Source organism: Brevibacillus sp. FIR094, assembly GCF_050477165.1.
In the GTDB taxonomy this organism is placed as follows: Bacteria; Bacillota; Bacilli; order Brevibacillales; family Brevibacillaceae; genus Brevibacillus.
The window spans coordinates 69,314-82,661 of record NZ_JBEAES010000004.1 but is presented as its reverse complement, the minus strand read 5'-3'; the positions used below and the strand labels follow the sequence as shown (position 1 = coordinate 82,661).

General features: G+C 53.1%; 4 protein-coding genes and 1 pseudogene. 1 reads left to right on the top strand and 4 read right to left on the bottom strand.

The features are described from left to right. Positions 1-89 precede the first annotated feature (89 nt). The 4 genes and pseudogenes from addA to ACQ5DJ_RS04410 all read right to left on the bottom strand — a co-directional run bounded on the left by addA (position 90) and on the right by ACQ5DJ_RS04410 (position 12,292). Positions 90-3,922 (bottom strand): annotated as a pseudogene (gene addA, locus ACQ5DJ_RS04425) (helicase-exonuclease AddAB subunit AddA). Beyond that, positions 3,891-7,388 (bottom strand): helicase-exonuclease AddAB subunit AddB, encoded by a 3,498-nt coding sequence (addB, locus tag ACQ5DJ_RS04420; RefSeq protein WP_429841368.1) that lies wholly within the window; start codon positions 7,386-7,388, stop codon positions 3,891-3,893. Before addB ends, addA begins: the two are co-directional and overlap by 32 nt. A gap of 15 nt (positions 7,389-7,403) precedes the next feature. Next, positions 7,404-11,054: an AAA family ATPase gene (locus ACQ5DJ_RS04415; RefSeq protein WP_429841367.1), complete on the bottom strand. Its 3,651-nt coding sequence runs from the start codon at positions 11,052-11,054 to the stop codon at positions 7,404-7,406. Further along, a complete protein-coding gene (locus ACQ5DJ_RS04410) occupies positions 11,051-12,292 on the bottom strand; it encodes an exonuclease SbcCD subunit D (RefSeq protein WP_429841366.1) in 1,242 nt (413 codons plus the stop codon). The genes ACQ5DJ_RS04415 and ACQ5DJ_RS04410 overlap by 4 nt, the downstream gene beginning before the upstream one ends. Before the next feature lie 172 nt (positions 12,293-12,464). On the opposite strand from ACQ5DJ_RS04410, the gene ACQ5DJ_RS04405 reads away from it, so the two are divergent. Then, positions 12,465-12,824: a hypothetical protein gene (locus ACQ5DJ_RS04405; protein ID WP_429841365.1), complete on the top strand. Its 360-nt coding sequence runs from the start codon at positions 12,465-12,467 to the stop codon at positions 12,822-12,824. Positions 12,825-13,348 lie beyond the last annotated feature (524 nt).

The window sequence follows — 13,348 nt, the reverse complement described above, 5'->3', positions numbered from 1 at the left end:
AGCGAAGAGTGGAAATGCGCTTCTTCCTCTACCACGGTACCTGTAATAAACAAAAAGACCGCCAGAACAAGTCCTGACGGTCCAACATACTAATCCATGCTTTCATCCGAAAACGAAAGAGAGAATCCACCTGAGAGTAAATAAAGATAACTAGACACGTTCCCTTTTGGCTTGATGATCTGATTGATCGCCCGGACGTATAGCCTGATCTGGCCTTCGTATCTTCTCTTCATCTCTTCGATCGCTAAGGCAGTCGCCTCTTTTGCCATCCAATCTGTCTTGAAATCGATCAGGACGAGGCTTCCATCCTGTTCCTCCAACAAGCAATCAATGACCCCTTGGACGACAACCTGCTCGTTGCTCTCTTCACCTAACTCCGCTTCTACTTCATAAGCAGGAAGCACGAGGGTAAATGGCAGCTCTCGATGCACGACCGTAGCCGACTTCATTCGCTGCCCCAAAGGATCAGCGAAGAATCGGGCGATCTGGGGAACATCTACTGCTTGTACCTGCTCTTCAGTCAAAAAGCGGCGTGCCGCGAGTGCCGTCACCTGCTCCCGAATATCTGCTTCATCCAGCGGACGCTTCAAATCGAGATGCTGGAACACTAAGTGCGTGATTGTCCCTTTTTCTGCTGCTGTCAGTCGATTGGATTTTTGCTCAGACAAAAACTTTGGCTTTTCCGTAATCGACGGTAGTGTGAGTGGCTGTCCGCCTTTGCTGACTTTGGCATGTCGCTTGAGTTCGCTGACACTCCATTTCGCAGCGACGCGTGGCGCAATGGGATGAGGGTCCTGCCATCCTAATCTCTTGTCGACAATCTCTCGCAAAGTGTCATCAGACGGTCGCTCCTCGATCGCCTCTCGTCTGGTCATGCGCTCCCACAGAGATGCCTCGTCGTTGGTTGACTCTCCTTGGGCACGGAGCTCATCTGCCTGATAGAAGTGAAACGACCAAAGCGAATCATCCAGCACACTTCTGACTCTCACGACTTCTCCAGAGCCTTGTTGCTCTGGATATGCCCGCAGCAATCCTGCGCCAGGATGTCGCAGCATCGCACGCCCTACCCAATCCAGGTATCCTTTTGCCTGAATCAGGTCTTCGTCACTGAGCCGCTCGCTGTCATCCTGTCTGCCCCAGTCCGTTACACTTTTTGCCAGGTCCTTGGATGAACCGACAAGAATGAGCTTCTCGCGTGCACGCGTCAAAGCCACATAAAGCACTCGCATTTCCTCTGCCAGCATATCCCGACGCAGCTTTTGCCGGATGCCTAGCGCAGCCAGACTCGGATAGCGCAGCTGCATGGAGGGCTCAACAGCCATCGGGCCAAAGCCCAGGTCTTTATGCAGCAAAAACTGGCTTTTCAAATCCATCGTATTAAACTGCTTGCCCATACCCGCCACAAAAACAACCGGGAACTCCAGCCCCTTACTTTTGTGGATCGTCATGATGCGTACGACATCCTCGTTTTCGCTGATGGTTCTTGCTTCGCCCATATCATTGCCCGCCTCTTGCAGACGGTCGACAAAGCGCAAAAAGCGGAATAAGCCACGATAGGAGCCAGCTTCGTATTGTCTCGCACGATCATAGAGCGCACGCAAGTTAGCTTGTCGCTGCTGACCGTTTTCCAGAGCCGCCACATAATCGAGATAACCCGTCTCCCGGTACAGCATCGTCAGCAATTCCGATAAGGCACCTCTGCGAGCCTCTGTCCGCCATAGATCCAATCGGCCAAAAAACAGTCGCAGCCTTCTCTCCCACGATTCTTGAGCCGGGCGTTCCTCTGCATATTGGAGTACGGCTTGGTGAAACGGCCCTGTCGCGTAGTGAATGCGGATTTGAGCAAGTTGCTCCTCCCGCAAGCCGACGATAGGCGACCGCAATACAGCCGCCAATGGAATGTCTTGGAGCGGGTTGTCAATGACACGCAGCAAGGAGAGCATCGTTTCTACCTCAGTCGCCGCGAAATAACCCGCAGTCTGCTCTGCATACACGGGAATTCCTGCCGCGTGCAGTTCCTCTTGCATCGTCTGCCCCCAGCCTGAGGTCGCACGAAGCAAAATAACGATATCGTGATAAGCCAGCGGGCGCATTCCCCCAGCCTTTTTATCGAAAACGAGCAATGGCTCTTCTCCCTCGCCTGGCTCCATCCAACGACGAATGCGGCTGGCGATTAGCCGTGCTTCCAGCTGCGCAACACTCGCTTCCTCTGCGGACTCTCCCGCTGTCTCGGGAATCCCTGCTTCGCCCTCATCTGTGGACTCTGCAACTACCGCCTGACCTTCTTCTACAATCGCTGTATTCCGGTCAATCAGATGCATCTCTGCCTGCAAACGGTTCGGCTGTGCTTCAGGATAAGACGCACGATTAATCAGCTCCGCCGAGGGATCATAACCAATCTCACCTACCCCGTGAGACATGATCTGACGAAACAAAAAGTTAACGGCATCTACGACTTCCCTTCTACTGCGGAAGTTCGCTGCCAGATCAATACGCCGTCCGATGCACGTTTCGTCGGCATCCCCATCTTTTTGATAGGTCACATATTTTTCGAGAAACAGCTTCGGCTCTGCCAAGCGGAACCGATAAATACTCTGCTTCACATCCCCCACCATGAAGCGATTCGCTGGCTGGCCATTTGCTCCGTCTCGGGAAACCATTTGCAAGATTGTCTCCTGCACGAGGTTGATGTCCTGATATTCGTCTACCAGCACTTCAGCGAACTGTTCACGCAATGCGTGGAGATAGACGAAGGAATAGTCTCACGGGACTCATTCGTTTCGGTTAGAACGCGCAGAGCCAGATGCTCCAAGTCGCCAAAGTCGACCAAGCCACGTGAGCGCTTCTCCAATTGAAACGCGTCCGAAAATGCTGTCACCAGTCTTCCCAATGTCTGCATGTGAGGGGCAATCCGCTGCAAATCCGCAACGTACTGCTCGGCTGTCGTAGAAAAGTATTGCTCGATTTGCTCTGCCAGTTCCTTTTTCACGCTGTTTCGCAGGTCTTGCACCTGCTCCTTCACGAGCGGATCTGTGCCTTTCACTGGAGGCAGCTTGGCAAATACAACTCCTCGGACAGCTTCGACAGTCGCTTCCCAGCCATCTATGCAAGCCGCTCCGGCACGCTGCAAGGCAACTGCTTCCGCCTCAAGCAAAGGCAAATAGCCAGCAGGCCCTTCCGGTGAGCCTGCCAATAGAACTGCCCTGCGCATCTTAGCGGTCATTCCACCGAGCGACAGCTCCACAGAACGCAGCACGCTTCTGGTCCACTCCAGTCCGTCCAGTCCGTTTTTATCGTGAACCGCAAACATTCCAGCCGCTTCCCCGAGCCATTGTTCTGGTGCCGGATGACTGCGCGAAAACTCATAGAGCCGGAGTAGCAGTATGGTAAGCGCATGATCGTCCTGACCATCCAGCATCACATCAGCTAATGCATGAAAATCCGCATCATTCTCGTACCAGCTCTCCAGCTGTTCCTCCAAGACATCCTGCCGCAAAAGCTCCCCTTCCATCTGATCGGCAATGCGAAAATCAGGATCGAGTTCAATCAGATAATAATACTGGCGCAAAATCCCCAAGCAAAACGAGTGAAGCGTCGTAATCGTCGCCCGCTGTAGCAGCGCCAGTTGTCGTCGCAGATGAGAAGAATGCGGGTCATCTTTCAATGCTTTTCGCAATGCATCGCCAATCCGGTGACGCATCTCAGCCGCTGCCGCATTGGTAAAGGTCACTACCAACAGCTGATCGACTCCAACCGGGTCCTTTTCGTCCATGATGCGTCGGATAATCCGCTCAACCAGGACTGAGGTTTTCCCTGAGCCTGCTGCCGCGGCCACCAGGAGATTATTCCCGCGCTGGATAATCGCTTGCCATTGCTCGTCCGTCCATTGTTCAGGCTTGGCCTGCAATTGTTGATCCGCCATCGGTCATCCCTCCTTCTCCTGCCATCTGCTGCTCTGCCAGCATGCTCCATATTTGCTTGTTGTTCCACTTGGCAAGCTGTCGGTGCTCATTCCCACCCGCATCTCCATCGAACTTACATACTGGCTTGTACGAGCAGTAATCGCAAGCGGTCATCGTCCCATTGGTGTACGGTTCGATCTGGATTTCCCCGTTGGTCATGCGCGTACTGATTTGCTTCACGGTATCGCGGACATAGGAGGTCAAGGCTTGGAATTGCTCGGCTGTTGCCACAGATGATCGCGACGAAAGCGTTCCATCCTTTTTGATTTCAAATGGCACCAGCTCTGACGCCCCTTGCTCTACATAGCCATCCATCATACGTGCCAGCTCTGGGTCTGCGAGCATCAAGCCTTTCATGCGCAAGCGCTTTGCCCGCTCCTTTGCCGCTTCGTCAGCCGTTAGCAAGCGTTTTGCCGTCACAAAAGGATCGGCTACCTGATAGTAGAAAACGCCTCCCATTTCGGCTTTTTTCCCCAGCCATTCCTCCGCATTCGCCACGACAACATCCAGATAGACGAGTAGTTGCAAGTTCAGACCATTCCACACGTCGGAGAGAGACAGCTGCTTGGGACTGGACTTGTAGTCAATCACGCGCAAATACGGGACCTCACTATCCAGTGATTGGTCAACGCGGTCAATTCGTCCGATTAGCTGAAGGTCCACGCCATTTTCAAGTGTTAAAGCCAATCCCGGCAAATCTGAATTCGGCCCAAACGAAACCTCCAGTCCTACTGGAGCAAAACGGCTGCGCTTCGCATGCTCCCCGAGTACGTAAATCGCACGGCCAACTGCTCGCTTCAGCTTGCCGGACAAATAACGATACCGGGCTGTCCGCGTCAAAATACTGCTGCGAGTCGCAGGAACCAGCTCTTCTACAACCACATTTGCAAGCTGCATGCTATTGTCTTCCGTCAGCTTGCTCCATTCCAGATTGTCTTCGTTCATTTTTTCAACGGCTCGCTTGAGTGAAGCGTGGAACAGCTCTCCCACATCGAAACGCTCCAGCTTGTACATCGTTCTCTCCGACAATCTGAGACCGTGGGAAGAGAAATGCGAGAACGGACATGACTGGAACCGCTCCAGACGAGACACGCTCATTTTTAGTTGTTTGCCGTACAAGGTCGTGCTCGTTTCCAAATCCAGCTCCTGCGGTCGATTGAAGTAACGCAAGCCGGACAACAGCCACTGCTCCCGTTTGACATCGGAAGAAGCGCGAATATACCAGTCGTATACTTCCCACCAGAAGTCTGGCAGTTCTCCTGTTTTCTTCATAGATCGCAATAGCGTCAATAGATGGCGGAACACACGTCTCGGATGACCGAGCAAGAATGCATCGGTCTCGTGCTGCCCCGTCGGTTCGTTATAAAACACCTGATGCGGGATATCCGGCAGCACTTCCCGGATGCGGGTGAACACAGAGGAAGGCAACAGTGCCTTGCCCTCTTCATCTGCCAACGCACAGCTCAGGATCAGTCTCTCCGAGGGTCTCGTCATCGCCTGGTATAGCAGGTAAGGCTCAGCCATCAGCCGCTGCTTCGCACTCGGTGCCAGAGACATGCCCATTTCAGCCAGTCGCTCACGTTCCGCCTCATCCAGAATTCCTTCTTCTTTTGGACGCAACGGAATAATGCCCTCGTTTACGCCAAGTAAAAACAGAGCTTTGACATCCGGTTGACGGGAGCGCTCCATGGCCCCGATCAGCACCTGATCCAGTGCGGGTGGTACGAGTCCCAATTCAATCGTCTCCAGACCGCTGTCGAGCACACGAGCAAATGTAGCCAATTCCATGCTCTCGTCGCCCATGACCTCCACGACCTGATCCATCAGCTCGATCAATCCTGTCCATACTTGTCCGTGCACCTGTGCTGCATCGAGATCACCGTCATTTTCTGCCTTTCGCTGCCAATTCTCCAGCTTGTTAGGCACATCCAGCGCGATCAGAAGGTTGTACAGGGCAAGAGTCATTTCCTGTACGTTATTGCCCGTAGCTTGCTTCATCTCTTTTTCAAAGGACAGGAGCGGCGCTGCGTATTTGCGTCTCAACTCATCGATTTTCGCGTCTTCCTCAGCGCCAGCTTGCCCACGGAAATGCCAAGCAGATTCTTCTCCCCATTGATAGCCAAAGACACCATGTGCCAGCACGTAGTTTTCCAGCCGGTCGATTTCCTTTCGGGCTGTATGCTCATCGGTGATATCCAGCAGGAGCAGGTCTGTTTTCAAGCAGCGGAAAACAGCGTCGTACCGCCATTTTGTGACAATGACCTCCAATGCTGAGCGCACCAGTTCGACCAAGGGATGGTGCATGACAGAGCGCTTCTGGTCCAAGAAGTGCGGGATGCCGTATTCGGTAAACACAGCCGAAATCTCATCTGCGTACGTACCGATTTCCCGAAGCAAAATCGCCATGTCCTTCCAGCGATACCCCTCTTCTCTCGACAGAGTCAGGAGCTTCAGCGCCACAGCCTCTACCTCTGCGCGCCTGTTCACTGCTGAGAGCATCGTCACTTCATCCGCACGTCCGGACTGATCCGGAATAGGCGGGTCTCCCCATTGGAAATACACTTGTTCGACCTGACGCAGCCACGGACTGCTCTTGAATCGCTGTGCCTCGGTCAATAAAAGCGGCTTGGCGATTGATACACCCGATTCACGCGCCATCAATGTCAAGGCTTGATATGTTCGCAGTGTAGGGTGGAACAGCCCCAGTTCATCCACCGAGGCATCACGTTCATTCGGATCAAGTGTCAGCACAATCGTCACCTGCTTGGCGTGCTGCATCAACTGCTCGATCAAGCGCAACTCTTGATTTGTAAACCCGGTAAATCCATCGATAAATATTTCAGCCTGCTTGATGTACATGGAATCACGTACCATCGTGGCCACTCGATTCAGGATGTCGTCTGCATCACAATACCCCTCTGACAAGTAAGCCTCGTACGCATTCATAATCAAGCGAAGGTCATGTACTTTTTGATTGAGATTGGCTCCTCCCCACTCCAGATTCTCGGAATGGGTGAAGGATACCCCATATGATTTGCACTCGCTAATCAAACGACCGAGCTGAGAAGCAAACCCAGGCTGTGTCGCCGAGCGCCCGAATACGTTCAGCTCTTCCTTGTGCCGCTCCAAAAGCATGCGCAAAACCATATGCTTACCCAGATCGTCAACAGGCACGGTAGTCAGGTCGCCCAGCTCCTGCATGAGCCTGTGAGCCAATCGACCGAAGCTGAGCACTTGTGTCCCCATCACACCGCCTAGCTCTGGGAGTGTGGCGAGCGCATACTCTTCCTGAAAGCTGGCCTGCTCCGGTACAAGCAGAATCATAGGCGAACCCAACGGCTTTTCCCGCAGCCGGGCTTGCATCTGCCGATGGATCGATTCTGTCTTCCCCGTTCCTGCCCGTCCCAGTATAAATTGGACTGCCATGATCTTTCCCCTTCCCTACTCCATTTCCAGATGCAGCATGCTGCCTTTTCCCATCGGTTCTGCAGGTGTCACGACTAGACGACGCGGCATGCGCACACGTATTTCCGGGACGTGGCTAATGACCCCGATGGTAAAATCGTCCATGCGCAGTCTCTCAAGCGCATCCATAACGACTTCCAATAGCTCTGGATCGAGTGTCCCAAAGCCTTCGTCCAGGAAGAAAAATTCCAGGCGTCCGCCACGCATTTGAATCTCCATCGACAGGGCAAGAGCCAGCGACAAGGAGGTCAGGAATGTTTCCCCGCCAGACAATGTGCTCACTGGACGCCGCATTCCTCCAGCTCCCTCATCCCGCAAAACAAATTCGCCCTCGTCACCGATTTCCAACCCGTACCGGTTGGCGGTCATCCGCTTCAGGTGATAGGAAGCGTCTCTGGCGATTGATACCAGTTTTTCCTCCGCAATGAACTGGACAAACGCCTTGGCTTCAAACAACTTTTTCAACTCTTCCAAACGGCTCTGCTCATCCTGCTGCTGCACCATCTCTTTATGAAGCTCTTGCCATTTGTCATGATTTTTTTCCATGCGATCCACGTGCTCTTTGGCGACAGCGACTTGCTTTTGCGCCTCTTGGAAGGCATGCTCCCATTGCTCCCATGCCTCTTTTGCAGTGGCGAGCTCTTCTTGCGTAAACGAACGGCCTGCTACTGCTTGCTGTAGCCTTTCTTCCTCGTAACGAAGCTGCCCTGCGATTCGCGTGTAAGCCTCGACTTTTTCCTGCGCCAGTGGCAATTGCTCGCGCTCTGCATACCGCTCCCGTACGTACTCGATAGTACCGAGACCTGTTTCCTGTAAGCCTTGGTACAATGTCTCGTGAGCTTCCGTGCGTTGCCGCGTGAGGATGGCCAGCGTCTCCGAATATTTGACCAGATTGTTTTGCACCGTTTCCCGCGCCTCGGCGGTCTCTTTGCGCTTTGTCTCTGCTAGCGTAACTGCCTGACGCAAACCGAGGAGAGAATCCTCTACCTGCATCAAACACTCCTGCGCAGTAAGTCCCCCCGTGCGTTCTAGCCATTGGGCATGCTTTTGTTCCCACATGCGCTTTCTATCTTCAAGCTTTTCCTTCAGCGCCGCTTCCCGCGATTTGCCCTCTACCTTGCGCGACTTGGCGGCTTCTACCTGCATCGTCAGCTTTCCGCGCAGCGTTTCTTTCTCTGATCGTACCTGCTGTAATTCTGCCAAACGGCGATCTGATTTTCCGATTTCCTCGTACCGCTGTTCGATTTCCTCGATGGGAAGCTCATTGCGCTTCGCGTCCAGCTCTTCTCTGGAATGCTTTTCTTGCACGGATGCAGCGTCCAAGCGAGCTTTATTGTCATTCATTGCCTTCTGTGCCTGCTCGAGCAACAGCGTGCTCCGCTCCATCAAGCGTTTCTTTTCCGCTTCTTCCTCACGCAAGGCCTCTAACTGCTGCTGCAATTGCTCACGCTCTGTTTTCAGTCGCTCTCTTTCCGCTTGCTTGGCGATCAGTTCTTTTTCCTCGCGCTGATAGACGGCGAGTAGCTCTTCGAAAGAATCCACGATCCAAGGCTGTCCGTACCCGCGACACTCTGCCTTGATCGCTTCCAAGCGCGCTTCCAGCTGTTCCTGTTCAGCCTTTACGCTTGCTAGACGCTCATCAAAAGCAGCAAGCGCTCCCTTTGCTGCCAACCAAGCTTCCCTGGTATTGCCTGCTTCTTGCTCAGCCGCACGCAAAGCCTCTTCTGACTCTTTGATTCGGGCACGCAGAGCATCACCCTCCGTCCCCGCTTCAGACGCTTTTGTATGGTTCTGGTGGCCGTGTGGGTGATGTTCGGAACCACATACCGGACACTCCTTGCCTTCCTCTAAACGTTCACGCAAAAATCGCGCCATGTTTTCCTGCTGCCAGCGTTCCCATTCCTGGCGCATCTCATCTCGACGGGCCAGTTGACTTTTCACAAGTGCTTCGCTTGTCTCTACTGCCCGCGTCAGCTCTTGATTGCGCTCATCCAACTGCTTACGCTCCTGAACGATGTGATGCGACTTCTCCTGCCATGATGAGAACGACTGCATTATTTCCCGCCACTGGCGACCTACCTGCTTCATGTCTGCCAGTACATTTCTTGCTTTCTCCCATTCTGCTTCACTCATCAAAGCCGAGTCGGCTGGTGCTGCCAGCTCTTCTCTTTTTTGTGCCAAACGATTCGCACACGCTTCCCAGCTGCGCTTGTGTTCATCGGCAGTATGGGTCGCCGCCTGAATGTGCCCCTGTGCTACGAGTTGTTCTTTTTCCAGCTCACGTACCTTGACATAGTCCCGTTCCCACTGCTGCTTCGCTTCTCTGGCTGCCGCTATTTGTGCTCGCCATTCAGGAGAGATCGTGACCTGCTTCATCTGTTCTTGTAGATCCGCCCACGCAAGCTCCCAGTTTTTTAATTCGGCTTCATCCTTTTCCAGCTGTTGTTCTATGTTGGTTAAGGCGACTGACACTTCATTCCACTCTCGCTCCAGACCTGTCCACTCTTCCCGGATCGCCTTTAGCTCCTCTTCCCACTCCTGCGCCTGTACCAGCCTGCCCTTTTGCTGAATCAATAACGGCTCCTGTACAGCCAACTCGGCATGAACCTTCTGATACGCTTGCTCTGCCTCATCTACGGCCAAACGAGCACTCTCCTGTTGTTCGCGGCTACGTTCCAATGCCGTACCGGTCGCATGCCATTCCTGATCCAAACGCTCATATTGCTGGAGTAATGGCCACAACCGAATACTCGTCTCCCATTCGCGAATCTTCGCCGTTAGGGATGCCATTTCCGCTTCATTTGCTTCCTGCTGCTGTAGTTGCGCCTGGACTTGCAATAGCTCTTGATGCCACTGGTAAAGCTGCTCCAGCTCCTTGAGCTTCCCTGCCAACTCCTGTTTTTGCTGAGTGAATTCCTTCTCTTTTTGCGCAGCTTCCTCCCACGTTTGTCTCGCCAGCTCCAAGGCTTCCGGACCTGCGTCACCCAGGGCTGCACTCGCCAGTTGCAAACGATGCATCTGTTCCTTGACCTGCTCCAACGCGTGCCGTACGCGCTCACTCAGCTTTTCCCCATAAATATGTAGGCGGAACATCCGTTGCAGCATTTCATTGCGCTCACTGCCCTTCAGCGTCAAGAAGCGGGAAAATTGCCCCTGTGGTAAAACAACCGCCCGGGTAAAGTCCTGCAAAGTGAGACCAATCAGTGCCTCAATCGCGGCAGTCGCGGACGTGGCTTTGGACTCCAATACGACATCCGGCTCTCCGGTCAAGGCTCCCGACTGAATCAGCCTCACTTCCGGCTGTCGCTTGTTCCCCTTTTTATCCAGACCAAATTCCCGTTCCACCGTATATTGCTTGCGCTCATCGCCAGTCCCCAACTCAAAGGTAAAGGAAACGAATACGCGCTGCTCCAGCTGATTCAGCACTTCTTTCGGATGGTTTCCCCCGCCCAACCGGACGACCTGCCCGTACAACGCTAACGTGATCGCGTCCAAGATCGTCGATTTCCCGCTCCCAGTCGGACCGAATATCCCAAACAGTCCCGCCTGACATAGTACTTCGAAATCGACCTCTTGCATTTCTCGATAGCTGTGCATCCCTGCCAGCTTCAATCGTATTGGTCTCACTCTTCTTCCCCCTCTCCTCCGGTTTCTGCCAATAGACGCTGGAACAAGGTCACGAGCTGCTCATCCGGCTCTGCTCCCCGTCTCCGTTCATAGAAGCGCTTGAACAATTGATCGGACGTAAGCTCAGTCAGCTCGACCCGCTGTTCCTCTTCCTCCTCACGCTCTTCCCTCACGACAACACGCTGTATTTTCAAGAAATCATCCGAAAGCTTGCGGACACGCTGAAATTCTGCCGGGTCGATCACGCCAGATACATGCAGCTCCAAGTCAATCCACGCCCCTGCATCGCGTCCCTCTTCCAACCAGCGCTCGACTTGCTCGATTCCCTCCGTCGCCCTCCAACGTGCCAATGGCCGTGCGCTCGTCAAATAAATGATCTCCTCGCGCACTTCTTGCCCTGGCTCTACCTCAACCAGTACGACTGCCTTGCTCTGACCTGCTTCGGAAAAGCTATACGAAATCGGTGAGCCGCTGTAACGCACCAACGGCTTGTCACTGAGCTTTTGCAGTCGATGGAGATGGCCGAGCGCCACATAATCAGCGTTCTTCGGAAAAGCCTGCGGCGATACAGTCAACGCTCCCCCAATTTGGATCGGTCGCTCGGAATCTGTTTCCTTACCGCCCATGACGAACAAGTGGCTCGTGACCAGGTTGACCGTATCCTCACGAAAATGAACAGACAGATCAGCAAGCAATTGTGCAATGCGCTCGGAAAAAGCAAGCTGCATCTGCTCTTGAGTAAAGCTTTCGCTCAACAGCTCCTTTAATCGCGATTCAGAAGGATACGGCAAAGCCAAAATGACCGCATTCGCAGCGCAGCCAGGAATCTTCATTTCCAGCCAAGAAGGGCCTCCCTGTACAATTTGTACGCGATCAGACGATGCTTCCTGTGTCAGGAGTGGCGCTTCCTTCGGCAATCCCAACAAAATGATTCCGTGCTTTGTGGCAAGTGGCGCTGCTGCCCGCACCCGCTCAGGCTGGTCATGGTTCCCCGCGATCACGACAACACCTCGCCTGCCTTCCGAAGACAAGCGTTCCAATGCATCATAAAAAAGCTCTTCTGCCCAAGCAGGCGGATTGACCGAATCGTACACATCCCCAGCAATGAGCACCAAATCTACTTCCTGCTCATCAGCGATGTGACAAAGCTCGTCCACAAAAGCTGTTTGTTCTATTCGTCGGTCCCGTCCTTCCAGCTGCCGCCCGAAATGCCAGTCGGCTGTATGTAATATCCGCATGTCTACTATCACTCTCCACGATCATGTGTTTGCTTTTCATTGTAACAAAAGACAGCGCGGTTCGCGGTTGAAATTTACTCCACTTCCCCGTAACTTTTACTCCTGACTGCTCGTCTTCCAACTGAAAAGGTCGCGATTGATCGATCTCATCCCGGAAAGGAGCTCGTTACCGTTGCGTAATTCCCGCTTGTTGCTCACTCTGACAGTAGGACTTGTCGTCTCCAGTCTCGTCCTCACTGCCCCCTCTTCCCTTGCCTCCAAGGAGCCTACCAAGACCCAAGTAATGGATTGGATTAACAAGCAAGCCAAAGATCCAGTTGTTTCCGACTACTTTGATTTTCAACTCGTCAATCTCGATGATGACCCGGAACCAGAAATTGTCGCTAAGCATAACGGCAGCGTCCATATCGGAAATTTTTACATCCTGGATCAAAAGCCTGATCGTACGTATGCCCTCATCGCGGAAGAGGAATGGAACCCACCACGCCTGCAATTGGAAAACAAAGCAAGAGCTAAACCCGGATACAGGTGAACTACTGCCGGGCAAGCCTGAGACTACATTGCAAATGTATCGTTGGGAAAATGGTGTTTTTGTTCCTTTGAATGTTGAAAAACCGTCTGGGCAATAGCCTGACGGTTCGTAAATTCGCTGTTTTCTTTCGTTACTGTTGTGGTGGGGGCGAAGCCCTGCCACATGTTCTCCAGTCGCCTTTTTCCTCACTGCGTTCGGGCGGTCTCCTTCCGAACATGTGACAGGACTTCCCAATAGCTGTGTATCTGATCCGATGCTTTTTCACCATTATGAAAGTGGGACACGAAGCATCTTTGAATCACTCGCAAATTGTTTTATCAAAGTCGCGTTGGAAGAAGTGCATTTCCAGTCCAAGCGCCTCTGGAGCCCTACCTAGCGTAGAAATGAATGACGGGGGTTTTCAGCTTCACTTATGAGATCCTTCCTCGAAACCTCAACGTTTGAAGCGCTCCCGCCATTCATTTCGGAGCGGACAGTGAATCCCCATTGCGGGGCGTAGGCCGAAGCGCAGACTGGAAATGCGC